The following is a 26,345-nucleotide window of genomic DNA, read 5'->3' on the forward strand; positions in this document are numbered from 1 at the left end:
TAATTTCAGCATTTTTCCGGGAAAGGATTCCATTCTTTACTGAGGTATTGTTTATTTTGTTCAATCACCTGCTCCATTACGCTTTTTCCCGGTGCTCCCAGTGTGGTCCGCTTATTCACACAGGTCTCCAGGCTGATGGCATCGTAAATATCTTCCCCAAACACCGGACTGACCGCCTTGAATTCCTCCAGTGTCATGTCATCCAAAGCTTTGCTCCGATCGATACAATACAGTACCAGGCGCCCTACGATCCCGTGGGCGTCGCGGAACGGCACGCCATGATTTACCAGATAATCCGCGGCGTCTGTGGCATTGGTGAACCCATTTTTCGCGCTGACTTCCATCACATCTTTCCGGAACTTCATGGTAGACATCATACCGGTAAACAGCTGGATACATTTTTTTACCGTGTCCAGAGCGTCAAAGGTCCATTCCTTATCCTCCTGCATGTCCTTGTTGTAAGCCAACGGCAGGCCTTTCATGGTCGTAAGCAACGCCATCAGCGCGCCATAGACCCTGCCTGTCTTGCCGCGGACCAGCTCCGCGATATCCGGGTTCTTCTTCTGGGGCATGATACTGCTTCCCGTGCTGAATGCGTCATCGATCTCCACGAACTGATACTCATTGGAATTCCAGATAATAATTTCTTCAGAGAAGCGGCTCAGATGCATCATAATGATCGAGCAGGCGGACAATAGTTCCAGTACATAATCCCGGTCCGAGACAGAATCCATACTATTTTGCGTCGGACCATAGAAGCCCATCAGCTCCGCCGTCCGGTACCGGTCCAGCGGATAGGTAGTCCCTGCCAGCGCACCGGCTCCCAGGGGGCAGTAATTCATACGCTTGAACACATCCTGCAGGCGCTCCCGGTCTCTTTTAAACATCTCAAAATATGCTCCCAGATGATGCGAAAGCGTTACCGGCTGTGCCTTTTGCAGATGTGTGAATCCAGGCATGTAGGTCTCGGTATTTTCTTCCATAATATGGAGCAGAACCTCTAATAACTCCCTGACCAGGGACTCAATTTCCAGCACCCCCACACGGACATACAGTTTCATGTCCAATGCGACCTGATCATTACGGCTGCGGCCTGTATGCAGTTTCTTTCCCACCTGGCCGATCCGTTCGATCAGATTCGCCTCCACAAAACTATGGATATCCTCGTATTCTTCGGTTATCTGAAGTTTTCCGGATTCCACGTCTTCCCGGATTCCTTTCAGCCCCTCCACGATCTGCTCCCTTTCTTCTTCCGTCAGCATTCCCTGCTGCGCCATCATGACCACATGGGCGATGCTGCCCTCTATATCCTGCTTATAAAAGCGCTGGTCAAAGGTAATGGATGCATTAAAATCATAAACCAGCTGGTCCGTCTGCTTCGTGAAACGGCCTCCCCATAATTGTGCCATAGTATTCTCTTTCCTTTCGTATCTTTGATATTTTATTTATCCCTTTATTTTAAACTTATCCTTTTAATCGTCTATAATTGTCTCATGCCAATATTGGCGGGCGGCTTCAGATTATCTCGTTCAGGAATGAGGTACCGTCTATTTTCAGAGGTACTCCAAAATAGTCCACTACCGTAGCTCCGATATCCGCGAAAGTGGTCCTCGTTCCCAGATTAGCCCCTTTTCTGATTCGTTTTCCAGCAATGACAAGGGGCGTATATTCTCTGGAGTGATCTGTAGATGGCGTGGAGGGATCACAGCCATGGTCTGCCGTGATCATTAAGATGTCATCTTCTCTTAATCTGTCCAGCAGCTCGGGCAGCCTCTTATCAAAATAGGTAAGGGCTTTTGCGTAGCCGTCCACGTCATTTCTATGGCCGTAGAGCATATCGTAATCCACCAGATTCGTAAAGCACAGTCCCTCAAAATCCCGATCCATATAGATCAATGTCTTATCGATTCCATCCTCATTACTGATCGTCCTCACAAAATCCGTCACCCCATCCGATGCGAAAATATCCACGATCTTACCAACGCTTAACACATCAAAGCCAGCCTCAGACAGCTGGGTAAGCATCGTAGCCTTTGGCGGGATCAACGAGAAGTCATGGCGGTTACTGGTACGCTTAAAATCCGGGGCAGTCCCGACAAAAGGTCTGGCGATCACCCGGCCGACTCCATGCTCACCAACCAGGAGCTCCCTGGCGATCTCACAGTCCCGGTACAGCTCCCCGATGGGCACTACTTCCTCATGCGCCGCCACCTGGAATACACTGTCCGCCGAGGTATAGACGATCAAATCCCCCGTTTTCACATGCTGCTCTCCATAATCCCGAATAACATCCGTACCGGAATATGGTTTGTTACAAAGCCAGCCCCGGCCTGTCCGGCGGGAGAATTCATCCAGCAGTTCTTTCGGGAATCCATCAGGGTAGGTGGGCATCGGCTTATCCGATATCAGTCCTGCGATCTCCCAATGGCCGATGGTGGTGTCCTTCCCCTTAGAGGCTTCCGACAGTCTGCACCAGGCACCTTCAGGATGATCTTCCTTCGGTCCGCAGTCCACCTGATCAATGTTAAACAGACCTAATTTTCCCATGTTCGGCATATCAAAATACGGGCTTGCGGAGCACGCCTTCAGCGTATTACTGCCCTTATCTCCGTATTCCCCGGCATCCGGCAGTTCGCCGATTCCTACACTATCCAGTACGATCAGAAAAACTCTTTTCATCTTCATTCTCCATTCTTTTTATTTTTTGTGAGTTGGGGACATGTCCATTCTGGTTTGGGACATGTCCATTTCAGTTTGGGACATGTCCATTTCGGTTTGGGACATGTCTATTTCGGTTTAAGCATCCCTTTACCAAGAGGTGAAATGCATCTTTCAAACGTGCGCATCGCAATTACCTCTTACTTTTCTGGCAGATCATTCTGTGCTATCACTATCAAAACAAGAAACATCTCTTCGGTAATTCCTTATATGAAACAAGTATAAACCTCTTAAATCTTATATGAATGATATCTATCAGCATCTCCAAAATTACTGCTATTCATTATAGCACAGATGATTCACTGACAAAAGTAGTAAAAACATATATAAAGTCAGATACATTCCCGTTTCCAAAATACATTAACTTATTATAACTCTGTATCTTGACACATCTCACAGCTTCCATACCTCATAAAACCGAAATGGACATGTCCCAAACTGGAATGGACATGTCCCAAATTGAATTTCTGGAAATCAAACGGGTCTGGGGAGCTTTTGGCTCCTCAGACCCTGATTGATCATTAAGAATCGAAAAAACAAAACCATATGATTCATGAAGGGGAATTCAGAGAGAATGTATGTATTCCTGTTATTCCGTGGCATTCATGGTAGTGATGACAATATTTTCAGCGGGAACATCCGTCTTTCTCTTCACAATGTCTTCGATCTGTGCTCTCTGGGCATCGGAGACCTCAGCCGCATTCACGATGACATCCGCCCCGTTTTCCGTAACGCTGACTACCACATCTGTGAAGCCCTTGGCTTCCAAAAGCATCTCTGCTGAAGTTTCTTTTTCTGCAATGTCGGTCATAGCGATCATGTTATCGATGGCCGTCTGTTTCTGCTCTTCTGTGATGTTCGTGTTGTTGATGACTTCCATCAGGGTTTCTTTGTTTTTTGCCCGAAGCTGTTCTTTATCCAGTTTGGCCTGGGCCGCGAACCCTACGTTAGAGGAGTTGGCAAGCACCGCTTCGCCGGGAGTCTCGCTGCCGGTGCTGGCGACCTCATCAGAGGAAACAGCGGCGCCGTTGTCCAGATCCACATCTAAGCTTTCGATGTCACCGGAAGAAGCCTGCTCTGCAGGCTGTGTCCCATCCGTGCTGGCCTGTGAGAGAATATCCTCATCGGAAATGTCCGACAGTTCGTTTTCGGCCACATTAGTACTGCTGGTGGCCTCCGCGTCTTCCTTGCCCAGCTTGTTTCCCGAATAATTCAGATAGCCTGCGATCGCGATCATGATCGCCAATGCCGTTATAATCACCGAATTCTTTTTAAATATATTTTTCACTTTTCTGCCTCCATTCTTGCTATTTTTTAAGCTTTCATTTTTATTCATGGCCATCCCGTCATTTCATTTTCATTACTTTAATTTTATGTGCCTCTACATGAAATAATGCCTCAACTGCATCGGTTATGTTCTGAACAACTCTCGCATCTCCCCCGCCTTCCGCTATAATTATGACCCCCTCAATTTCCGGACCCAGTTCTTTTATGACATAAGGTGTCTGGGTACCGCTGCCCTCCTGCGCGTATATTGTCGTTTCCTGCGTGTTCGTCTCCTTGGTTTCCCGGGTTCCGCCTTCGCTGTCTGTCTCCGTTACCACATTGCCGGTAGTATTCTGGTCTTTCTCGACGATCTTTTCCCCCTTCGACTTGAGGGTGATCATCACATCCACCTTGCCGACGCCCTCTACCTGGCTCAGCGCCCTTTTGAGTTTCTGTTCCAGCTCTGTCTCATCGGAATTCGGGGAAACCGCTCCGGCCTGCTGGGCTGTTGGCTGTTCTTTTTCTTCCTGCGTCTTACTTTTCTTATCCGTGGGAAGTGCGATGATCACCAGAAGCACTCCTACCAGTAAAATGATCAGCAGCTGATCCTTTTTTAAATTTTTGATATTCAGCTTTCCCATTTTCATAGGCTACCTCTGTATATTAATATTTATATTACTTGCGGAAATATTATAGAAGCGTTCCAAATCATTTTTTATGTTAATTTCTTCCATACTTTCGGGCTGATACTCTTCCTTTTCCTCAGTTCCGATGCGGACAGGTTCGATATAGATCCCCTCCGCCTGTTTTTGGGAATATGCAGCCGTAATATGGATCTGACGGATACTGCCGTAATCCTCACTGCTCTCATCCTCCTCCATCACGACCTGAATGTCCACCGGATACAAACCATCCTGCTCCACCACTTCCCCGATCTCTTTCGCCACCTCCTCCTCATATCCGGTAAACAGCCTGCTTTTCTGCGCATATTCGAAAGATTCCGCCTGATCGTCCAGCTCATTTAATTCCTGCTCAAAGCTGCTGGTCATAAATGTAAAATCCATCGTGCGGTTTAATTTTAACAGGCTGGTGATCGGTGAGAGGACCAGCAATACCAGTACCATACCGGTAAAAAGTTTCACATATTTTTTATAATTATTGTTGGGAAGTACATTCATAACCGCGGTGATCAGGATCAGATAGAACGCGATATTTTTTACCCACTGATAAATCTGTTCGATCAACATTTCCTCCAATCGTGCGTTTTCCCGCACATATAGGTATGGGTGGATTTTTATGTTCACCCGTTCCTCCTGTCTCAACCTGTCAGGCTGGAGGCGCTCACCACCGCGATCGTAACCATAAACAAAACCGCCGCGGTAAAGATCGCCTTCATGGACAGCTTGGCTCCCTCTCCCACACAGCTGATACAGCCCAGCATCCGTTTGTCCGACACCGGCTGTACTACCGCCGCCACCAGTTTATAGAGAAATGTGTAAATCAAAAGCTTTAACACCGGTATCAGACAGATCAGCAGCAGAATAATCATGGCCGCCACCCCGATGCTGTTCTTGATCAATACGGAGGACCCGATGATCACTTCGGTTACCGCGTTGATCGTTCCTCCCACCCCCGGAATAATCCCCGCCGTCTTGTTTAACACCGATACCCGGAAAGCATCCACCGCGGGGGCGATCAGGCTTTGAATGACGGAAAATCCGATCACCAGCGCCAACAGTGATTTTAGTATCCATTCCACCACACTGCGGATCAAAGAAGCCAGTCTGGAGAGAAAGTCTTCTTTTGACAGGTTATTGACCAGGACCAGGATGACATAGATGTGGATCATGGGAAGGATAATATTTAACAGGATCCAGTTCACCAGATACACCAGACCCAGGGTAAATCCATAAAATGCGGTAGCCGTGGTTCCCCCGCTGGCAACAGCCACGGTTAAAAAATACGCGGGGATCAGCGCCCTCATAAAATCCAGGATTCCTCCGATGGCACCTGTAGTCAGCTTCGTGATCGTCTCAAAGGAGGTGATCAGGATGGCCAGAAGCAGCAGATATATAATGTAAAAACTGACCTCTGCAATCTGTTGATTTTCGAATACATTGGCAAAATTCATGAATATGGCGGAAGCGGTCACCAGAATCAGGATCTGCACCAGCATCCTGCGGTTATTGCCAAATTCCTGCTCGATTCTGCCAAAGACCAGATCCTTGACCAGATCCAGACTGAATTTTGCGTCACCATCCAGTACTTTCCGGACGGTTCCTTCAAAATCCACATCGGATTTCCCCAGCACCTCATCCAGCGTCTGCTGGATATCCCCAAATTCGACTTCATCTAACAGGGAGGTATCAAGCTGCGGGGAACCGGCCTGTACCGGGTCTGTCTGGGAGGATTCTGTCTGGGAGCCATAGGCACAGATTCCGCCGGAGAAGAATGCCAGTAAAAAGGCTGTCCAAAAAATAATTCTGCTTTTTTTCACTCTCCCCATCCTTTCAGGCTGCCAGGAAGCCGTTAATAGTCTCCAGAAGCGCCAGAAGGATCGGCATACTGACCGCCAGGATCGCCAGTTTACTGAACACCTCGATCTGGCTGGCTATGGTGGCATGACCGGCATCCTTGCAGATCGCGGAAGAAAATTCCGAGATATAGGTAATCCCGATGATCTTCACCAGCGTACTGATATAAGCGCTGTGAACGGAAATAAAACTCTGTATGGTCTGTATTGCCTGGATAATGATCTCCAGACGTCTGGCCGCGTAGAAGAAAATGACCAGACTGGTAGCTATACTTATGTAAACGGAATACTCCGGCTTTGTCCCCTTTAATTGAACCGCCAATAAAATTCCCACAATACCCAGAATGCCGATTCTCAGCATATCCATCCGCTTTCACCGCCTTTACAGCATAAATAAGTCCTTAATGGTCTGAAACAAATCAAATATATAGGGCAGGATCCAGAATAAAACCAGAATCAATCCCGCCAGGCTGGTCAGGAAAGCATGTTCCTCCCGTCCGCTGTGTTTTAACACCTGGCTTAATACGGAAACCAGTATTCCCACCGCTGCTATTTTAAATATGAGATTAACGCTCATGTTTACCTCCAGAGGGCGCATTTACTGCGCCTTTTATTCAGGGATGCGTGAGCTGCCTTTTGCTCACGTTTACCTCCAGAGGCGCATTTACTGCGCCTTTTTTGTTCACGCTTTTACAGGATCAGGATTGCTATAAAAATGCCGCCCATAACGCCCAGGCAATGATATATTCTGGATTTTGACCCGAACACTTTTTCTGCCGCATGAATTTCATTTTCCAGCTGTTCGGTATATAAGCCCAGTGTACCCAGCTGCATCTCATGATCCAGATAACCGATATTTTCCCCCATATGCCGCAGGCTCTCCAGATCCGCCTTAGTCAGGCGGGTCTCCTTTAAGTCCTCCCGGATGCGCCTGTCCCATATTTCCTGAAAGGTCTCCCCCTCGCAGTGATCCATATCCTGTGCCACTCCGGCGAAGAAATCCTGAAAGGGTTCCCGGATCCGCCTGCCGATACTGGCAAATGCCTCCGGCAGCGGAGCCTTTACATATTTGATCTCTCCCTGCAGCATCAGCATCAGCTTCCTCAAATAATGCAGCTGGTCGATCCGAAGCTTCAGATCCCGGCTCACGGAAAATCCAAGGCCCGTGGAGGCCGTCACCACCAGCAGAACACCGATCATCTTTAACATCCCGCAAACCCCCTCCTCAAAAGGCTGTCGCCCTTTGCATCGAAGATGTCCTGTACCGTCCCCACCCTTTTCCCGTTACACAATATGATATAGCGGTCGAAAGTGTGTTCCGCCACCAGTTTTTCCAGCAGCGGCTTCTGCAGAATATCCTGAAGGGAACTGCCGTGGACCGTGGCGATCAGCTTGCATCCGCAGTGGATCACAGACTCGATGGCATGGGCATCCTGGTAATCCCCGATCTCATCCACCGCGATCACCTGGGGGGCCATGGAGCGGATCAGCATCATCATACCCTCCGCTTTCGGACAGCAGTCCATTACGTCGGTGCGAATCCCCAGATCATTGCCGGGAACCCCCAGATATGAGCCCCCGATCTCAGATCTCTCGTCCACCACTCCGACGGTTTGTCCTGCAAATGAGCCTTGTCCGTCGGAAATCTGCCGGATCATGTCCCGCAGCAGGGTTGTCTTGCCGCACCTGGGCGGTGAGATGATCAGGGTGTGGCAGATCTGATTCCCGTTCCTGATATAAGGAAGAACCGGATCGGCGCATCCTTTTATCTGATGGGAGACCCGGATATTGAGAAATGATATGTATTTCAGGCTTTTCACCCTGTCCCCCTCCACGATGGTTTTTCCTGCGATTCCCACCCGGTGGCCGCCCTGGATCGTGATAAACCCCTGCTTTACCTCATCTTCGAAGGCATACAGGGAATAGTTGCCCACATATTCCAGTGTCTCCTGCACATCCTGTTTGTCCACGATTACGGCCTGTGCTCTGTCACTGCCAAGCGCTGGGGCCTCACTCACGAAATATTCGCGGCCTCTGTAGATGATCAAGAGGGGACCGTTGACGCGCAGCCTGATCTCCTGGAGGTCCTCAAAATTCAGGGGAAGCTGTTCCAGTAGGATTCGTATTCTCTTTGCCAATACTTTCATCAGTTCGCTTTTCTTGTCCATCTCTTCACCTCTTAGAACAATATATGTGGGATGTCCAAAAAAATGCACGGAATTGGAAAATTTCTTTTTGGGAGGTGGGGGCGGAAAAACCGGGAAGGCCGCACGCGGACCCGGGGGAGATGGCGTTGGGGGACGGGGGCCCTCCGGAGGGGCTTAGGGCTTGCGCTGACAGCTGCTAAGTAAAGGCGGGAGCCGGATTCAGGTACCGAGCCTATTCGCCGGGAACTCAACCTCCTGCCCGAAAAAAGAAAGCCCTGAAAAAGCTCAATACTACACTTTTTCAGGGTTCCTGATAATCCCGTAATTCGCTCACACTATTAGTAAGATACTACTACATCGTAAATTAAGTTCCTGATGCTTTTGTTTCCAGAATGTCCTGATTTATCAATACTGCTATAGATGCTTTTGAACCAGAAACTTATTATCTGATGTACTACTCATAATAAATAATAGCTGCCGCAGCTTACGGGTTTTCTACTTATTCAATTAATGTCCGGTCTCCAAAATCTGTTTATATCTCTGACGCAAAATCTGTATACCACCGTTTCCGATGGAAGTGTTCCCCTTCGTATTTTCGCAGGCCGAAGCTGAATTTGAGGCTTTCGGTTCTGCGAAGGAGTTTCAGAACGATTTCATTTTCCCCTTTGGCCAGGCGTATGATCTCGTAGTTGTTGGTGGGAGTCCACAGGCGTATCTCGTCCCGCTCCATGACCAATTCCTGGTTCACCCACAGGCGGTATCCGTCATTGTTGCCGATCACTACCCACAGCTCCCGGTCTTCCGGTGATATGAGAGTCTGTCTTACATAGACCGCCCCCTGTCCCCGGAAGGTAAAGGTCTCATCCAGGGGAAGCAGATCCTCGTAAGCGTTGATCCACACCGTGTCTTCTTCCTGGAATGCTTTTCTGAAGTTTTGTTCATCCAGATAAGCTTTGTTTAGGTAGGCCGCGTTGTTAACCATACACTCTAAGGTCGGCAGGTTACAGCCTTCTCCGTGGGGGGAGGGCTGTCCCGGACGGTCCTGTTTTTCCAGAGCCTCAAAATATGGCCCAACCGCCTGCCATACCATAGCCCCTGCGATCCCGAACTCGTGAACGGTTTCCGCGTATTCGATCTGCAGCAGGTTTTTATTATTGATCTGTTTTACCTGGCCAGTGGTATGGATCTGGATCGGGACGCTTTTGCTTTCCCCTGCGTTCAGGGAGACAGGCTGCCGGCTGCCTGAGATTTCCCACCCCTTAGGCAAGCCGCTGACCGTGACCGTACCATCGACACTATGATCGCTCTGATTGTGCAGGGTAATATCACACGTACACTGATCCATCCGCCCGATCGCCGGCTGGGATGTATAGTTTACTTCGATCTGAATGCCCGGGTTATCTCCTCTGCCCGCCGGTTCCGGGATTCTCACATCATCAGGAATGCCGGTAATATCCGCGGCGTTGGCCAGGATTCCAACAGCGCAGGTCTCTTTCGCCAGTGCAGCGATGGAATTGTTCTCCCGTTCTACGGCAATACCTATCACGAAATGATCCGTTGCCATAGCTTTGAGTGCCGGATCGATGCCGGCGGCACCAATGGTAATGCCCAACAGGGCGGCCGCGGTGGCGCAGGTACAGTCGGTATCGTAGCCGCAGCGGAATGCAATATTGACAGTCCGGTCCATATCCCCTTCCCCATATAGCAGCGCGATGATCACGATTCCCAGATTCGTCACCGCATTGGTAAAGTCAAAATGGGCATATTTCCGCATCATCCGGGTCCTGGCGGTCTGCCAGTCCCGGCAGCCGGCTGCATAGTCCCTCCGGACATCCTCCACACAGTTCCTGGGGCGGGACCCTTCCGGAAGATACCGCAGCTGGCTGTCGATCAGCTTCTGGATATCCGGCTCTGCAAAAGCCGCTGCCTCCATCGCCGCATAGTATTCTTCGATCCATACCGCTGCCCCGGCATGGTCCAGGCAGCCGTCCATCCGGGCGTACAAAGCGGCTTTCTCCGGATTCCCGGGAAAGATCATTCCCCAGATCTCCGAGCGGATCGGACATCCCTCGCCCTCCTGAAAGACCGGGTTATTAAAAGATCCGCTGCAGGGCGGCATGATCCCCCGCTCATAGTTTTTCAGAAACAATCCGTATTCGCTGAACGGGTACCAACACTGCCGATTCCAGGCGTCCGCCAGATCCCTGGAAGTAATGGACAGCCCTTTCTTTTGCAGCACCTCCAGCCACAATAGCTGGAGATCGAGATCATCGTTGGGCAGGTCCGGCCGGATTACTTCCCGGTAATGCTCATAAGGGATCACTTTCTTGATCCCCTCCACCGGAGCTCCTGCGGCGCCGCCCAGGCATTTGCCGATCCAGCCGCCGTGAACTTTGTCGAGATATTCTTGATATGTGATCTGCATGGTATTTCTCCTTTTTCAATAATATAAAACTTTGCATCACGGATATTCACGCCGCAAGACATATATCGCTGTCACAGATAAATCCTGCACATGCAAAGACTATTTTAATATCGCACCGGCCGAGAAGGTTTTCTCCACCTGATTGCTGAAAAATACAAACAGCAGAACCGGCAGAATACTGGTTATAACCATAGCTGCGAACATGCCGCCGTAATCCGTCCCGTATTTTCCGGAAGAATAGTTCATCAGCGCGATGGGCAGGGTCCGGTATTTTTCACCGTTAATCAGCACCAGTGCATAGATGAATTCGTTCCAGCTGTTGATAAATGTATTGATACACATTGTGGCCACCGCCGGTTTGATAATCGGCGTGATAATCTTAAATAGAATCGTAAAGATGCCGGCTCCGTCCATCACCGCCGCCTCTTCCATTTCCATCGGGATGCCCTTCATAAAACTGCAGGCCATCAGCGTCGCCATTGCGATATTAAAGGCGGATATGGTCAGAATCAAAGACATCGGATTGTTGACCAGATGCATTTCCCGCAGCATCACGAAGATCGGCACGATAACGATCTGGGACGGAAGCAGGATACCAAGGGTCACCACTTTATTTAGTTTCCCAGCCCCTTTCCATCTCATTCTGGTCAGCGCATAAGCCAGCATGGTGGCGGAAACCACGGTCAGCACCAGGGTAGCGCCGGTCACAATCACACTGTTCAAAAAGAACTTCAGTATATCCCGGTTAAACAGCGCATCCGTATAATTCTCAAATTTCCAGAACGACGGCAGTCCAAAAGAGCTCCCCGTCATAATCTCCGAAGTATCCTTAAAAGAGTTCAGCAGCATCCAGAACAGAGGATATACGGAAGAAAACGCACAGATACCGAACACCACCGTCAGTGCAACCCGGATCCATTTATGTTGTATTCTCATTTCTTTTCCCTCCTACTCCGCACTTCTGCCCTTTTTAAACAGCCAGTTAATCACAGCCAGCACCACACAGGTTTCCAATATCACCATCAGGCCCACTGCAGCGGCCAGGCCGTATCTCTGATTTGAAAAAGCCTGCTTATACATATACATCATCACCGTAGTGGTCAGATCCCCCGGCCCTCCGCCTGTCATAATATAAACCTGCGGAAAAGTAAACAGACCGCCGATGGCGGATATGGTCACGCACATCTTCGCCACATCCTTAAGCAGCGGCAGCGTAATATGCCTTACCGTCTGCCAAAAGCCCGCCCCGTCTAACTGCGCCGCTTCAAAATAGCTCTCCGGGATCGCCTTGATCCCCGAGTACGACATCAAAAGATCCATACCGAACATCCACCACATACCCACTATGGCGATACAGACCATGGCCGTCTTTGGATTAATCAGCCATTCATTCTGCAAAAATCCCAGCCCAATCTTATCCAGCATAGTATTCAAAAGGCCCCAGTCCGCATGGTAAATGGTCAGCCACAACTGGGAGATAACTGAAATCGACAGTACCAGCGGTATGATAAATGCAGTGCGCAGTATTTTCTGTGTCTTAGGTCCCAGCGTACACAGCAGAATCGACACCGCGATCGCCAGTATCGCATTACAAAGCACAGCCAGCAGGCACAGGCCCAGAGAAGCCAGATTCGCCCTCATAAATCCATCATCCGTAAACAGCTGTACAAAATTCTTAAGCCCTATAAACTTAGCCGGTGTCAGACCATCCGTTTTCTGGAGGGACATGACCACTATATTCAAGATGGGATACAGCACAAAGGCAATCAACAACAGCATGGCCGGAGCGCACAGCATAAAGATATACCATTTGTTCCCTAACACTTTCTTCATATCTCATAGTTCCTTTCCTTAATATATATTGGTATTCTTGGGGCCGGGGCGGGATGGCGCAAGGGCAGCCTGTGGGGGCGGGGGCGAATCAGTAACGGGCGCCAAATCGCTTCGACTGTGCCTAAGAACGGGTAACTCCGAAGAGGGGGAAACCTCTTATTAGCAGGACCCGGGGCAAACTCGCCAAAGAACGGCTCAGACAGTGCCCCGGGTCCTGCGAGGTTTCCCCCTCTTCTGCGTAACCCGTTCTAAGGCACAGTCTCAAGCGATTTGGCGCCCGTTACTGATTCGCCCCCGCCCCCACAGGCTGCCCTTGCGCCATCCCGCCCCTACCTTGGTGATACCTTAGATTCATATTCTACATTTACTACATGAACTGTTGCCGTTTAAACATTTTGGTTTTTTAATATATGGTTTTTCTATAGTTGTGTTTACCTATAGTTTACGTTCTACTGTAGTTGTTTTTTGTGTAGCTATATTTTCCCTATAGACACGTATCCTATAACTATGTTTTCCTTTGATACGTAGTCTTTAGCTACATTTTTCTATAAAATCCCTATAACAACATTTTGTCTTAGTTACGCTTCTTTTAGATATGTTCTCTATAGCTGCGTAAACTATATCTACACTTTGCCCGACTTACGTTTTCTTTAAGTACGTTTTCTATAGCTGCGTATACTATATCTACGTTTTGCCTGACTTACCTTTCCTTTAAGTACATTTTCAATAGCTGCGTATACTATATCTACGTTTTGCCTGACTTACGTCTCCTTAAGATACGTTTTTCTCTGGCTGCATATACTATATCTATGTTTTACCAGACTTACGTCTCCTTTAGATACGTTTTTTATAACTGTATATACGATAACTATGTTTTACCCTAGTTACGATTCCTTTAGCTACATTTCCAATAGCTTCATATATTATAACTACGTTTCAACTCAGCTACATTTCTTTCAGTTATATTTCCTACAGCTTCATAAATTTTATAACTACGTTTACCTTAGCTGGGTTTCCTTTAGTTACACCACCTATAGTAACGATTCATACAAATTCGTATTTTAAATTGCGTCTTACTATGATTTCAAATATTCAATTAGTCTTTATATCAATTTCTAATTAACTGAAATTTTGCTAGATCAACTCGAAAACCCTCCAAAATAAATGATCTCTTCTGGACAAATATTCAAAAATGCAAACTGTCCTTTATCATTTGAAAGGGAAAGAGGGCACTTATTGATCTTCTATTCCGGAAAAACTAATAAATAAAGTCAAACCAGTCGTCCAATAGGTATAATAGAAATACTAAATATCTTTTTCGTCTGAACCTAATATCCGTCCGAATGGTTCCACCTCTGCAGAAATGCACATGAAACCAGGCCTGCTATAATGCAGGGATGAGAGGGAAGCGGCGGGGCCTTGCGGGGTGGGGCGGAAAATCTCGTGGGGCCAAATCGCTTGAGGCCGGTCTTAGAACGGGTTACGCAGATGATGGGAGAACCTCGCAGGGCCTGGAACACTGTCCGAGCCGTATTGTGGCGAGTTTGTTCCAGGCCCTGCCAATAAGAGGTTCTCCCATCATCGGAGTTACCCGTTCTTAGGCCGGCCGAAGCGATTTGGCCCCACGAGATTTTCCGCCCCACCCCGCAAGGCCCCGCCGCTTCTCTCTCATCCCGGCCCCATATTCACCCCGCTCCCATATTCACCCCGGTCCCAGCCCCGGCCCCATATTCCCTCAGTCCTAAACACCCATCAATTCTTATTCTTCCAGTGCAGCCTTATCCATATCAGCCAGATAATCCTCCACACCGTAATCCGCAGTGTTAGTCATAAACTTACTGGTCGCCTGCATCACTCCTGAGGATGCCGCCGCCGTAGGCATCACGTCCTGTACCAGCCCATAGACAAAGCCGAAATTCTGCATGTCAGCCGCCAGCTGCGCTACCGGTTCCGCAAAGTCTTTGTCATATTTCCAGCCCATTACGTCCGCTTTGTAGACAGTGAACGGGTTTCCTTTTTCTTCGTACACATATTTGCAGCGTAGCTCGGCAACTGCCTGGCACAGAGCCACCGCTTCATCGGGGTGTTCGGTTCCTGCGTATACCATCATACCGGAGTTCTGTTTTACACCGCCCGCACAGTTTTTACCGTATTGGTCCACGTCTGCATCGTTGACTACCGGATAGTAGAAATATCCGAAATCTTCACCCATTTTATCGGCACAGGATGCCACTGCCCAGGAACCGTTGGCCATCATGGCCGCTTTGCCGGTCTCGAATAACGGCAGAGCCTCGTCAATACCGGTCAGCGCCACGTTCTTGGAGAATGCGCCCATGTCCATCAGTTCTTTCATCACTTCCGCGCCCTTGGTGTAGGGTTCGTCGGAGAATTTCGCCTGACCGTCCACGATCTTTTTGGTGATTTCCGGATCGATCGAGTATGCGAAGCCTTCCACCATCATGGCAGCACACCAGCCATCTTTGGCTCCTACGGAGATCGGAACGATTTCGGTTTTCGCCAGAGTCTCTACGACTTTCTTTAACTCTGTAACGGTCTTGGGTACTTCCAGATTGTTGTCCGCGAAGATTTTCTTATTGTATAACATGATTTCATAGGAAATATCTTCAAAGGGGATTCCATATGTATGTCCGTCGGCTGCCGGCAGTTTCGCAGAAGGGATTACTTTGTCCCAGTAACCGCTGGCTTCCAGATAATCATCCAGAGGTAACGCGCTCTTGGACTCCAGGATCGGAGTCGCCCAGCTTCCGCCTCTCTCCCACCATACGTCCAGGCCTTCTCCGCCTGCTGCGATCATGGTTCTGACCTTGGTCTCATAGGTCTGGGCATCCCCAGGGCTCATTTCCAGTTCTACCTCCACATTGGGCAGAACTTCCGGCAGATGTTCCATCACATATTTCATTTCTTCCTGAACGTTTTCATCGGTATCATTAAATAACATGTTCAATTTAACTTTCTCGCCGGAAGCCGCTGTTTCCTTCGGTGCCTCCGCAGCATCCGCTGGTTTTTCTGTCTGGGTCTGTGCCGGCTCCTGGGCCGCTGCGTCCTTTTCCCCGCCGGAGCTGCCGCAGGCGGTCAGCGTACCGATCATGGCTGTTGCCAGTACCAGTGACATCCATTTCTTCCATTTACACATTATAATTTCCTCCCTTTTTTCGCTGCCGTTGATCCTCCACGCATTTTCAGTTTTTTCTCAATCCTGTTTGCGGATTCCTCATGCGGGCTTATCAGGCATCTTTGATGTCTTTATCCTAAATCATTTTCTTTTCTGAGAGAATGGAATTTTACGACCTCACATGGAAAAAACGAATCGCTTCGCGGAAACCGCTGTCCATTTTCATCTCTCTATTATATAATAAGAACGTTCTATTGGATACGATCGATAGCTGCCGCCCGCGCTGAAAATTAGTTATAAACACTTATAAATGATTTTGCGCAAAATGGCAAATTATTGTTCCGGTGAATCCGGGTTCGGCTAGAAATACTTATATCCATACGAGGTAAGGAGATGTGGGATGAAAATATCAACCATATGGAAACAGTTAAATTTAAAGAAAAAAGTGCTTCTTCTCTTTTTGCCGCTCAATGTGATATCGATTCTGATGATTCTGGTTCTCTCCATTTCCCTGCTGGTACACAATGGCAAGAAGGAAATGATGCAGAATTCCATGGATAAACTGATTCTTGTCTGTGATCAGGCGGACCGGATCGTCTCTAATGTGAAATATAATATTAAGGCGTTTTCCACCAGTTCCGCCCTTCAGACGGCTATCTGTACTTCTTATCCGGACAATACCTACGGGAGTTATCTGTTTTCCACCGCCATGCACTCTTCTGTATACAATATTATGGATATCGGCAGCCTGGTTCACGATGGCTATGTGCAGACCTTTGACGGCAGGGTATTTGATATTAAAACCGATGAGATCAGTGAGCCTACGCCGGAAATGCAGCAGCTCTATGAGGAGATTACCGCGAAAGGCGGACAGATGATTTTCGGTCCTCCCAGGGAGAAAAGCGGGCAGAGTGCTTTTAATATTTCCAAGTCTCTGATCGATATTGATACCGGTATTTGTCTGGGGATTCTGTCGTTTGACGTCAAAGAAGATTTGTTATATGACACTTATCGGAATGTTTCGGATGAAAATGATGAGATGTTCTTTATCACGGATACGGAAGGTACGATCGTGTCATCGCAGAACAGGGCGCTTCTGCAGACACCTGTGCCGGACGAGGCGTATAGCCTGACTGTGGATCAGACTAAGAATTCCAAGGTTCTTTCCTGGGATCAGCGCCGCAGCCTGATGCTGACATCCCCGACCCAGTCCGGGAACTTCCATGTATTTTACACAATGAGTTATTACAGGGTTTACAGGGAGGCTCTGAGTCTGACGCTGCTGCTGTCGGTGATTGGCCTGCTGGTATTGAGCATTACGATCCTGCTTTCCCAGATATTGGCCAAAAGCCTTGTCCGCCCAATCCGTCAGCTGGCGGATTATGCGGATGAAGCCGGCAAGGGTAACTTCGGCGCGCCGGTTCCGGTCAAATCAAGCGATGAGATCGGATTTCTGGCCGACCGCTTCCAGCATATGAGCAATAATATCCGTGAATTGACTACCCGCATATATAATGAACAGAATCAGAGGCGTGAATACGAATTAAAGCTGATGCAGGCGCAGATCAATCCTCATTTTCTCTATAACTGCCTGGACAACATCAGCAGCTTAGTCACCGATGAAAAAAAGGAAACCGCCACGTCCATGATCTATCATCTGGGCCGCTATTATCGCGGAATCCTGAGTAAAGGCCGGAACCTTATCACCATCCGGGAAGAGCTTCATATGATCCGGGATTATCTGGAAATCCAGTTAATCCGGACACCCGGCCTCTTTACCTATCAGATCGAAGCGGATGAGGATTTAAAAGAACTGAAAATTCTGAAGATGCTGCTGCAGCCACTGGTGGAAAATACGGTCCTCCACGGTTTCGCGGGATACCGGGAGAACGGACACATCCGCATCCGGGTAACCTCCGACAGCGAGCAGATTATCTGCATCACAGTCTCCGATGACGGCCGGGGCATTTCGGAAGAAACACTGCGGTCCCTGTTCGTCCCGACGGCGATCTCCATGCCGAAGCATTTCGGAATTCAGAATGTGCAGGAGCGGATCCGCCTGAAATATGGCAGTTCTTATGGACTCACGATCCATTCCGTTCCCGGAGTTGAGACGAACATTACCATGCGTTTTCCGAAAACCTACTAACCGCCAGGGAGGATATGTCATGTATAAAATATTATTCGTAGATGATGACCCGCTGATCCTGCGCAGACTCCATCAGATTCTGGACTGGCCCTCCATGGGCTTTAAGATCCTGCCGGATGCCGCCGACGGGCTGGCTGCGCTGGAGATAATGAGAAATGAAGTTCCGGATGTGATGATCTGTGATATTAATATGCCCAATATGGATGGCCTGCAGCTGGCAGAACAGGTACGGGCCGCTCATCCGAATGTCCAGTGTGTGATGCTGACCGTGAATGACAGCTTCGGCTGCGCCCAGCAGGCACTGAATATCGGCGTGTACCATTATCTTCTAAAACCTATCGAACCGAAAAAACTGGAAACTCTGATGCAGAAAGTGCTGGACCAGCTCAATTCATCCAGGCAGCAGGACCAGTATGTCTCCCATCTGTACAGCAAAGCTATGGTCAGCGAAAAGATGATCCGGGACAAATTCCTGAATTGGGTCGTATCCGGCCGGCAGCCCTTAAGCGAGCAGCAATTGATCGATAAGTTCCGCTTCTACCAGCTTCCCATCGATGCCAAAGAATTCGAGATCATATCACTGCACATCAACGCGTTTGAAAAACATCTGCTGGATGAGACGGATATCGACGATCTGCTCGGAACCGTCGCCAAATGTGTGGAGGACACTCTCTGTGATTACCAGAATTGTGTGGTATTCAGCGATTCCTTTTATCATCTGAATATTCTTCTGGGTTCCAATCCCCGGGACTTAAGCTTCTCTCAGAATGTCCGTCTGATCTGTCAGAGTCTCCGGGAAGGGCTGCTGTTTAATCTGAACCTGCCGGTTACGATCTTCTACAGCAGACGCTATCAGGGGTACCAGAACATCTACCGCTGTTACTACGACACCAAATTTTTGTCCAAGTATACCCAGGCGGTCATGGATATGGGAATCATTTCCTTTGATGATTATATGCGCGCATCCATGAGGAATCCGATTGATTTTGACAGCATCCGTTCCTGCGTGCTCAAACAGCTACGCACCGGCAATGCCGGGGATCTGGCTGCTTATGTGGAACAGACGTTTCTGGGGCAGGGGTTGGCGGACCGGCCAACGCCGAAACGATCTTTTGCATCTTTTGCCATGGATTTTGAAAGTTTTAACATGCTGCGGATCGATTTTATCATGACCGGCATGATGTTTTTACAGGAGAATAAGACCGCGCTGGCAGATGTCTTTGACAAATATTATGATCCCCTGACTGAGGTCATGGACCGGGACCAGCCGGCGGACTGTATCGGATTTATCTGTGATTTTTACCGCCAGATACTGGTTTTCGTCCGCTCCGGTAAGGTTTCCTCCGGCAGAAGACTGGCTGAGAAGTGTGTGGAATTAATCGAACAGAATATTTCCAATCCGGAGCTGAATGTCAAATGGCTGGCTTCTCAGCTGTACGTCAATGAAAACTATCTGAGCCGTCAGTTCCATAAGGAGTTCGCGGCACCTTTGATTAAGTATATTGGCCAGCAAAGGCTGGAGACTGCTAAGAATTACCTGGACAAAGGATATACGAATCTTCAGCAGGTGGCCCAGATGGTTGGGTTTACGGATCCTCTGTATTTTAGTAAGTGTTTTAAAAAGCAGTTTGGGGTGGCGCCTTCGAAGTATAGGTAAAGTAATACCAGGAAGAGTGTGTGAAGAAAAGTCTATAAATGCTGATCTTCTATGATAACAATAGGGTTGAAAGTTCCTTGTTTGGCTTTCAACCCTTGTTTTATATAGCACAGTAACTACAGTCGCATGTCAAGAACAGTCGAAAAATCCGCCTGTGGAAAATAAGGCCTAAAATGAAAAAGTAAATTCTCCCCCAATTACTTCGGCACTGGAATTTACTTTTTCAGTTAGCACTTTCACATACTCACCAGAAATGTTTTACATGTGAAGTTCAAAAGGTTTTACAATCATCCCGTAGGTGGATTTCTTAGTATAATTATGTTACTTGCGTATGCTTGCACCCTTACTTAAACAAATTATATAATACTATTTTAATAACAAAGATAGCACCTTGGGTCTTGCACCTTTTTCATATCTGAATTTTAATGCATGTCTAATTATTTCCGGTAAATAATATTTATCATTCTCAACTTTCAAATATCCTTCCTGTTTCATAATTTTTTCTTCTGTAGGAGTAAGGTTAAATGTATCATTATAAAAAGGTAAAACCTTTTTCTCCTCTGAAGCGCTGTCCAACTTATCGAATATTGGATTAAGAGCTTTTATTTCTTGCTTTACCTCGGAAATTTTAGCATTTGAACAGTCAGACACGGCTTTCTTAATTTCCGATGGCATCAAATACCTATCATCATAAACACGTCTTCCCACATCTTTTGTTGCATATTCCAAAAAACGAATAATATCTCTTGCCTGTAACTGTCCATTAAAATCTGACAAAGCTGCTAAAATCCATCTAGAAGAATACGCTTCATTTGATGTAGCCTTTCCTAACTTTATACCCCATAATTTTGTAAGATTTCTTTCAATTATTTCTCCTGACGCCAGTTCAATGTCAACCTCTTCCTTATAGAACTCAGGTACGGCCTGGCCCACCAGCCAAACAACCAATCTTAATGCTTCTGTACTTGACCACCTTAATTCTACAGAATGATAAAGCGAATTAAATTGTTCAAAATTAACTGATATTGAGTCGCGTACCATATCCTTCCGAAGAAATATCATCAATCCGAAATTTTTAAATTTAACTTTAATTTCACTAATTATATCTCTACATAATGCAATAATGGCATTCTGTTCTGTCTTTGAAGAAATTGTTTGTGTAAAAACTTCCTCCAATCCATCAATAAGGAATACAACACGAACTTCTTGTTTCTCTAAATCAAGTTCTAATTCTTCGAATGATTGATATGCATTATCCAGAGATTGTAAGATTATCTGTTTCCAAATTTCTTTCCATTCTAAAATGTCATTATTATAGCGACTAAAATTTAATACGAAATCCTTATTATCAATATAAACCGAACTGCTTATCTTTCCTTTTAAACTACTTTTATTAAAATTCTCAATAGTATCTTGCATAATTTCGCTAAATCCAGTTACCATCGATGATGCTAACAATGGCACTGCAAAAGTTTTATTTCTTACACTTTCTTTTTCTTTTTTATCTACTCTTAATATAAAATTCTCCCAATACTTATTTCTTAATATTTCACGATATAAAAATGTTTTTCCTGAGCCCTTAGCTCCCATAATTACTGTATCAGGAATAATGCCTCTATATTTTCTGATGAGATTATTGATTGGTTCCGTCATTAAAACGTCAAACGCGGCATTCCCTTCTGCAGTAATTTGTTTCTTTGCCAAATTATGAATACTTCTTATTACATATTCTCTTTTATCAAAATTTGCTTCATTATCTTTCTTGTCAGTAAAATATATGTTATTGACTATCGAATAAATTTTTCTATAAAATTCCCTTCCCTCTAAATTTTTCATTATATGCTGCATCGACTCCAAATGCACAAGTTCGCTTGCAAACGGTAGTTCTGTTACTAAATTATCAGTTAATGAAATGTTTTCATCTGTTTCATTCTTATCATATGATGTTATTAAATCACTTATAATGTCAGATGTATTTAAACCTTCTGGAACCATTGTCAAAAGTATTTCAGGAAGCAGAGTGTTCTCTGATAATATTAATCCCTTATTTAATTGCTGTAATAAAATTTCCGTTCCTCTCACAGACTGGTAGGAAGTCGATGTTACTAAATACTTTTTGACTCTGGGGTCAAACAATAATGGTGCTGAAAATTCGCTTAAGCCTGCACGTAAATCAATTAAAACCATTTCTGCATTTAATTTCTCTCCTAACTTAGATAAAACTTCAGCCAATATATATTTTTTACTGTAACTAAGCGCAAGGCTTTCGGGACTGGAATACATATCAAGCAACTGCTCAATATATCTATATGTTGGTAATACAATATGTTCTACTAAGCTTGTTTCTGTTTCTATCTTTACAGTCAATTCTTCAACTTTATCAGCTATCATCGATACTATTTCAGCAATGTTATCTTTTCCTTGAGTAACCTCCAATAAATCTAGATAACTAAATATGGGCTCATCTCTCTTTGAAGTTAGCCAGGTAATACCCGGTGCTTCTATATCGGAATCAATAATGAGCAGCCTTTTAGAATCTTTTAAATTTTTGAGGGATGACCACGCTTTAACAAACGCTAATAGTGAAAGTGTACGGCCTACTCCACCTTTGTAAGAATGAAACGCTACTACTGGAACCCCTGGCAAATCTTCATAAAGCATTTCATTATAATAAGCTGACTGTTGATATAAGACTTTTTTAAAAAGAGGGGTTCCTGATTCCAAATACTCAACTTCCTCTCCCTGTTCAAATATAACGTCTAAATGCTCTCCATCAAATTCCAAGCTTATTAGTTTATTCGCAAAATCATACTTATTATCCAGCAACTCATTAATCAATAATTCCACATCTTTTATTAAGGACATATCTCTTAAATAAATAATTATTTCAGAAGTATATGTTTCAATCTCCAAAATTTTATCTTCCCACTTTTTTTTATTTAATAAAAGTTTTCTTTCAACGTCTTTCCAAGTATAAAGTAACATTAATTCACATCCCTTCTTCAATCCAAATCGCAATTTTTCTTAACTCTTCCTCATACACCAACTCTACAAATTTATATTTCTCCTTTATTCTAATACAATATCTATATAATTGATGGTAGTTTTCAATTGATATATAATCCTTATGTATTGTCAATAGTTGTGGAAATTTAAATGCTCCCTGCTGCCCTAATTCTTTCAATATCTTCTCCAAATTATGTGTTCTTAATACATTTTTCTTTTTTTCATCGTCTCCAAATAAAATATTTTTCGGACTCTCCTCATGCCATTGATTTAATAATAAATATTTTAAACCACATTCTACACTATAAACTAATAATAATCTTCGACTATTAAGGTCAGCATTTTCACATTGTAGGCGCTTATATGTTCTATAATGTTTTCTATATCCCTGCTTATAATCTCTTTTGTCTGCCAATATCAATTATGTACACCTCCCCATATATATTCTGTATTATACTATAATTATTATTTGAAAAAAAGGTATAGCCTCCATTTTGGCTATACCTTTTAAATTATTGGTATATTTTATTCCGCTGCCTTATTTTTATATCTGTCTACATCTTTCAAACTAAAGCTGATTCTGCCCATTTTGTCTTTTCCAAGGCATGCCACTTCGATCACATCACCCAAAGTCAGAACATCTTCTACCGTCTTTACTCTGTCTTTAGCCAGCTTAGAAATATGGACCATACCTTCTTTTCCGGGAGCAAACTCAAGGAATGCGCCGAAATCTTTAATGCTGACCACTTTACCTGTATAGAGCTTACCTTCCTCAAAGTCTGTAACAATTGTGTGAATCAGGGCGGAAGCTTTGTCCATGCCTTCTTTTTCAACGCCGCAGATGGATACCAGGCCATCGTCGTTGATGTCGATGGATACACCTGTCTGATCGATAATCGCGTTGATCGTCTTACCGCGCTGTCCCACCACATCACCGATCTGGGAAGGATCGATCTGTACGGTGATAATCTTAGGCGCATATTTTCCAACTTCTTTTCTGGGTTCTGCGATGACAGGTGTCATGACCTCGTCCAGGATATAAGTTCTCGCTTCTTTGGTCTTCACAAATGCTTCTTCGATAATCGAGCGTGTCAGGCCGTGGATCTTGATGTCCATCTGGATAGCCGTGATACCTTTATGGGTACCAGCTACTTTGAAGTCCATGTCGCCGAAGAAATCCTCCAGCCCCTGGATATCTGTCAGCACCAGATAATCATCATCAGAATCCCCTGTTACCAGACCTACGGAAATACCGGCGACAGCTCTCTTGATAGGCACACCGGCCGCCATCAGGGACAGGGAGGAAGCGCACACGCTGGCCTGGGAGGTGGAACCGTTGGATTCCATAGTCTCAGATACCGTACGGATGGCATAAGGGAACTCTTCTTCGCTGGGAAGTACCGGAACTAGAGCACGCTCTGCCAGAGCGCCATGTCCGATCTCACGTCTGCCGGGTCCTCTGGACGGCTTTGTCTCCCCTACTGAATAGGACGGGAAGTTATAGTGGTGCATATATCTCTTACCTGTCTCCGCCTCATCCAGACCATCTAATCTCTGGGCCTCGGATAGGGGCGCTAAGGTGGTTACATTCAGGATCTGTGTCTGGCCGCGGGTAAACATACCGGAGCCATGCACTCTGGGCAGAAGGTCGATCTCTGCGGCCAGCGGACGGATCTGGGTAATCGCACGGCCGTCGGGACGCTTGTGGTCTTTTAAGATCATCTTTCTGACAGTCTTTTTCTGATACTGGTATACGGCTTCGCCGATCAGAGGCAGCCAGTCCGGATGTTCCTCTTCGAAGGCTTCCGCCAGCTTATCTTCAATCTCTCTGATATTACCTTCTCTGACCTGTTTTACATCGCTGAATACAGCTACTTCCATCTGCTCCGGTGTCACGATCGCTCTGATCGCTTCATTCAGTTCTTCCGGGATCGCGCAGCTCTCATAGCCGTGTTTTTCTTTACCGAACTCTTCTACGATTTTCTCAATAAATGTGATTACCTGGACGTTTACTTCATGGGCTTTGTAGATGGCTTCGATCATGATATCTTCCGACACTTCATTGGCACCGGCTTCGATCATAATCACTTTCTCCTTCGTGGACGCCACGGTCAGGGCCATGTCGGAAGCGGCCTTCTGCTCCGCGGTCGGGTTCACCACCAATTCACCGTTCACCAGACCGATCTGCGTACCGGAGATCGGACCGTCAAAGGGAATGTCGGAAATCGAGGTTGCTATGGAAGCTCCAATCATTGCGATGATTTCAGGACTGCAGTCCTGATCAACGGACATAACCAGATTATTTAATGTCACATCATTGCGGTAATCCTTCGGGAACAACGGACGCATGGGACGGTCAATGACACGGGATGTCAGAATCGCATGCTCGCTGGCCTTTCCCTCTCTTTTGTTAAAGCCTCCGGGAATTTTCCCTACTGCGTATAATTTCTCTTCATACTCTACGCTCAGCGGGAAGAAATCAATCCCCTCTCTGGGCTTGTCGGATGCGGTGGCCGTACACAGCACGGTCGTATCTCCATAGTGCATAAAAGCTGCACCATTTGCCTGTGCCGCTACTCTTCCGATATCCACGGACAAAGTTCTGCCGGCCAGTTCCATTGTGAAAGTCTTGTACATATTTCTTAATCTCCTTTAAACTTGTTATATTCAGAAAGCGGGAGATTCCGAAACTACTGAAAAACCCATCCGCCGCACGGATATTCTTTTCAGTGGTCTCGGCTCTTACTGCCCGCAATCCATCACTGGTTAACTACTGCATCGTACAGGTTTTGGCTGCTATAGATTTCAAGCTATTTCAGCAATGAGCCCTTTTCTCTTGCGACGTCTCCAGAAAACTCTGTACGATAAAATGGGGCGGTTACAAGAACCGCCCTCAAAGTTTCTTACTTTCTAAGTCCTAAACGCTCAATCAGAGTACGGTATCTCTCAATATCCATGTCTTTCAGATAAGAAAGCAAGCCTCTTCTCTGACCAACCATTTTGAGAAGACCTCTTCTGGAATGATGATCCTTCGGATGCTCCTGTAAATGCTCGGTTAACTCCTGGATCCTCGCGGTCAGGATGGCTACCTGTACTTCCGGTGAACCGGTGTCGCCTGGTGTTCTTGCATAGTCAGCAATAATTGCCTGTTTCTTTTCTTTCGAAATCATTGTTTTTCCTCCTGTTTTTTCAACCGCCTGATACTAAGAAAAAGGTCGGAGTGTCCAATTTCCGAATACCGGCTGATTTCTCATACCCGGATAGTATATCATATCTTTCCCATATCCGCAAGCTAAAAATAAAGCCGAATCCGCCCCGCTCGAATGAAATTCTAAATTCCACCCTCATGCTGAATTTAGTCTTACACTCCTCCCTGTCTCTGTTTTATGATTCTTAGTGTCTCCTATCCGCAGTAGAAAGAGGTACTTATGTCTAAAACTACAATGACAGGGAATCAAAAACATATGACTTTGGACGA

General features: G+C 46.3%; 20 protein-coding genes. 2 read left to right on the plus strand and 18 right to left on the minus strand.

Annotation, left to right across the window (positions count from 1 at the left end; genetic code table 11):
* Nucleotides 1-5 precede the first annotated feature (5 nt).
* The 14 genes from argH to ABC831_RS18140 all read right to left on the minus strand — a co-directional run bounded on the left by argH (nucleotide 6) and on the right by ABC831_RS18140 (nucleotide 16,076).
* Complete coding sequence (argH, locus tag ABC831_RS18075) at nucleotides 6-1,409, minus strand: argininosuccinate lyase (protein ID WP_343249485.1); 1,404 nt, start codon at nucleotides 1,407-1,409, stop codon at nucleotides 6-8.
* Between the two features lie 106 nt (nucleotides 1,410-1,515).
* Nucleotides 1,516-2,679: a phosphopentomutase gene (locus ABC831_RS18080; protein ID WP_343249486.1), complete on the minus strand. Its 1,164-nt coding sequence runs from the start codon at nucleotides 2,677-2,679 to the stop codon at nucleotides 1,516-1,518.
* Between the two features lie 628 nt (nucleotides 2,680-3,307).
* Nucleotides 3,308-4,006: a SpoIIIAH-like family protein gene (locus ABC831_RS18085; RefSeq protein WP_343249487.1), complete on the minus strand. Its 699-nt coding sequence runs from the start codon at nucleotides 4,004-4,006 to the stop codon at nucleotides 3,308-3,310.
* 58 nt (nucleotides 4,007-4,064) lie between these two features.
* Nucleotides 4,065-4,631: a stage III sporulation protein AG gene (locus ABC831_RS18090; RefSeq protein ID WP_343249488.1), complete on the minus strand. Its 567-nt coding sequence runs from the start codon at nucleotides 4,629-4,631 to the stop codon at nucleotides 4,065-4,067.
* Between the two features lie 3 nt (nucleotides 4,632-4,634).
* Nucleotides 4,635-5,288 carry a stage III sporulation protein AF gene (gene spoIIIAF, locus ABC831_RS18095; RefSeq protein ID WP_343249489.1) on the minus strand — a complete coding sequence of 218 codons (654 nt, stop codon included), beginning with the start codon at nucleotides 5,286-5,288 and terminating at the stop codon, nucleotides 4,635-4,637.
* 14 nt (nucleotides 5,289-5,302) lie between these two features.
* Nucleotides 5,303-6,481 (minus strand): stage III sporulation protein AE, encoded by a 1,179-nt coding sequence (locus tag ABC831_RS18100; protein ID WP_343249490.1) that lies wholly within the window; start codon nucleotides 6,479-6,481, stop codon nucleotides 5,303-5,305.
* Nucleotides 6,482-6,494: 13 nt separating this feature from the next.
* Nucleotides 6,495-6,884: a SpoIIIAC/SpoIIIAD family protein gene (locus ABC831_RS18105; RefSeq protein ID WP_158352819.1), complete on the minus strand. Its 390-nt coding sequence runs from the start codon at nucleotides 6,882-6,884 to the stop codon at nucleotides 6,495-6,497.
* 15 nt (nucleotides 6,885-6,899) lie between these two features.
* Nucleotides 6,900-7,094, minus strand: a complete 195-nt coding sequence (gene spoIIIAC, locus ABC831_RS18110; RefSeq protein WP_158344120.1) for a stage III sporulation protein AC — start codon at nucleotides 7,092-7,094, stop codon at nucleotides 6,900-6,902.
* Nucleotides 7,095-7,207: 113 nt separating this feature from the next.
* Nucleotides 7,208-7,726, minus strand: a complete 519-nt coding sequence (locus ABC831_RS18115; RefSeq protein WP_158352820.1) for a stage III sporulation protein AB — start codon at nucleotides 7,724-7,726, stop codon at nucleotides 7,208-7,210.
* Nucleotides 7,720-8,685 carry a stage III sporulation protein AA gene (gene spoIIIAA, locus ABC831_RS18120; protein ID WP_343249491.1) on the minus strand — a complete coding sequence of 322 codons (966 nt, stop codon included), beginning with the start codon at nucleotides 8,683-8,685 and terminating at the stop codon, nucleotides 7,720-7,722. Before spoIIIAA ends, ABC831_RS18115 begins: the two co-directional genes overlap by 7 nt.
* A gap of 511 nt (nucleotides 8,686-9,196) precedes the next feature.
* Nucleotides 9,197-11,089 (minus strand): ADP-ribosylglycohydrolase family protein, encoded by a 1,893-nt coding sequence (locus ABC831_RS18125; protein WP_343249492.1) that lies wholly within the window; start codon nucleotides 11,087-11,089, stop codon nucleotides 9,197-9,199.
* 99 nt (nucleotides 11,090-11,188) lie between these two features.
* On the minus strand, nucleotides 11,189-12,025 hold the full coding sequence (locus tag ABC831_RS18130) for a carbohydrate ABC transporter permease (protein WP_158352823.1): 837 nt from the start codon (nucleotides 12,023-12,025) through the stop codon (nucleotides 11,189-11,191).
* A gap of 12 nt (nucleotides 12,026-12,037) precedes the next feature.
* Nucleotides 12,038-12,922, minus strand: coding sequence for a carbohydrate ABC transporter permease (locus tag ABC831_RS18135; RefSeq protein WP_343249493.1), 885 nt, complete (start codon nucleotides 12,920-12,922; stop codon nucleotides 12,038-12,040).
* Nucleotides 12,923-14,681: 1,759 nt separating this feature from the next.
* Nucleotides 14,682-16,076, minus strand: a complete 1,395-nt coding sequence (locus ABC831_RS18140) for an ABC transporter substrate-binding protein (protein WP_343249494.1) — start codon at nucleotides 16,074-16,076, stop codon at nucleotides 14,682-14,684.
* Between the two features lie 379 nt (nucleotides 16,077-16,455).
* Here ABC831_RS18140 and ABC831_RS18145 point away from each other — a divergent pair, with 379 nt between their 5' ends.
* Entirely contained in the window at nucleotides 16,456-18,204 is a 1,749-nt protein-coding gene (locus ABC831_RS18145) for a sensor histidine kinase (RefSeq protein ID WP_343249495.1), read from the plus strand.
* A 19-nt stretch (nucleotides 18,205-18,223) separates the two neighbouring features.
* Nucleotides 18,224-19,861, plus strand: coding sequence for a response regulator transcription factor (locus ABC831_RS18150; RefSeq protein WP_343249496.1), 1,638 nt, complete (start codon nucleotides 18,224-18,226; stop codon nucleotides 19,859-19,861).
* A gap of 366 nt (nucleotides 19,862-20,227) precedes the next feature.
* Here the strand turns inward: ABC831_RS18150 and ABC831_RS18155 are convergent, their stop codons facing one another.
* From ABC831_RS18155 to rpsO, 4 genes are all read right to left on the minus strand, one after another.
* Complete coding sequence (locus ABC831_RS18155; protein ID WP_343249497.1) at nucleotides 20,228-22,846, minus strand: KGGVGR-motif variant AAA ATPase; 2,619 nt, start codon at nucleotides 22,844-22,846, stop codon at nucleotides 20,228-20,230.
* A 4-nt stretch (nucleotides 22,847-22,850) separates the two neighbouring features.
* On the minus strand, nucleotides 22,851-23,282 hold the full coding sequence (locus ABC831_RS18160) for a hypothetical protein (protein WP_343249498.1): 432 nt from the start codon (nucleotides 23,280-23,282) through the stop codon (nucleotides 22,851-22,853).
* A 110-nt stretch (nucleotides 23,283-23,392) separates the two neighbouring features.
* Complete coding sequence (locus ABC831_RS18165; protein ID WP_343249499.1) at nucleotides 23,393-25,504, minus strand: polyribonucleotide nucleotidyltransferase; 2,112 nt, start codon at nucleotides 25,502-25,504, stop codon at nucleotides 23,393-23,395.
* A gap of 266 nt (nucleotides 25,505-25,770) precedes the next feature.
* The gene (rpsO, locus tag ABC831_RS18170) at nucleotides 25,771-26,037 is read right to left on the minus strand and encodes a 30S ribosomal protein S15 (protein WP_158344110.1); all 267 of its coding nucleotides are present in this window, start codon (nucleotides 26,035-26,037) and stop codon (nucleotides 25,771-25,773) included.
* Nucleotides 26,038-26,345: the final 308 nt, after the last annotated feature.

Source organism: Diplocloster hominis (assembly GCF_032380655.1).
Taxonomy (GTDB): Bacteria; Bacillota; Clostridia; order Lachnospirales; family Lachnospiraceae; genus Diplocloster; species Diplocloster hominis.

What these genes read in the sequence shown, in the direction of transcription:
- ABC831_RS18165 (WP_343249499.1), bottom strand. Translation starts at nt 25,504, where the DNA reads ATGTACAAGACTTTCACAATGGAACTGGCCGGCAGAACTTTGTCCGTG.
- argH (WP_343249485.1), bottom strand. Translation starts at nt 1,409, where the DNA reads ATGGCACAATTATGGGGAGGCCGTTTCACGAAGCAGACGGACCAGCTG.
- ABC831_RS18090 (WP_343249488.1), bottom strand. Translation starts at nt 4,631, where the DNA reads ATGAAAATGGGAAAGCTGAATATCAAAAATTTAAAAAAGGATCAGCTG.
- ABC831_RS18155 (WP_343249497.1), bottom strand. Translation starts at nt 22,846, where the DNA reads ATGTTACTTTATACTTGGAAAGACGTTGAAAGAAAACTTTTATTAAAT.
- ABC831_RS18135 (WP_343249493.1), bottom strand. Translation starts at nt 12,922, where the DNA reads ATGAAGAAAGTGTTAGGGAACAAATGGTATATCTTTATGCTGTGCGCT.
- ABC831_RS18125 (WP_343249492.1), bottom strand. Translation starts at nt 11,089, where the DNA reads ATGCAGATCACATATCAAGAATATCTCGACAAAGTTCACGGCGGCTGG.
- ABC831_RS18150 (WP_343249496.1), top strand. Translation starts at nt 18,224, where the DNA reads ATGTATAAAATATTATTCGTAGATGATGACCCGCTGATCCTGCGCAGA.
- ABC831_RS18145 (WP_343249495.1), top strand. Translation starts at nt 16,456, where the DNA reads ATGAAAATATCAACCATATGGAAACAGTTAAATTTAAAGAAAAAAGTG.
- ABC831_RS18130 (WP_158352823.1), bottom strand. Translation starts at nt 12,025, where the DNA reads ATGAGAATACAACATAAATGGATCCGGGTTGCACTGACGGTGGTGTTC.
- spoIIIAC (WP_158344120.1), bottom strand. Translation starts at nt 7,094, where the DNA reads ATGAGCGTTAATCTCATATTTAAAATAGCAGCGGTGGGAATACTGGTT.
- ABC831_RS18080 (WP_343249486.1), bottom strand. Translation starts at nt 2,679, where the DNA reads ATGAAAAGAGTTTTTCTGATCGTACTGGATAGTGTAGGAATCGGCGAA.
- ABC831_RS18105 (WP_158352819.1), bottom strand. Translation starts at nt 6,884, where the DNA reads ATGGATATGCTGAGAATCGGCATTCTGGGTATTGTGGGAATTTTATTG.
- rpsO (WP_158344110.1), bottom strand. Translation starts at nt 26,037, where the DNA reads ATGATTTCGAAAGAAAAGAAACAGGCAATTATTGCTGACTATGCAAGA.
- spoIIIAA (WP_343249491.1), bottom strand. Translation starts at nt 8,685, where the DNA reads ATGGACAAGAAAAGCGAACTGATGAAAGTATTGGCAAAGAGAATACGA.
- ABC831_RS18115 (WP_158352820.1), bottom strand. Translation starts at nt 7,726, where the DNA reads ATGTTAAAGATGATCGGTGTTCTGCTGGTGGTGACGGCCTCCACGGGC.
- ABC831_RS18140 (WP_343249494.1), bottom strand. Translation starts at nt 16,076, where the DNA reads ATGTGTAAATGGAAGAAATGGATGTCACTGGTACTGGCAACAGCCATG.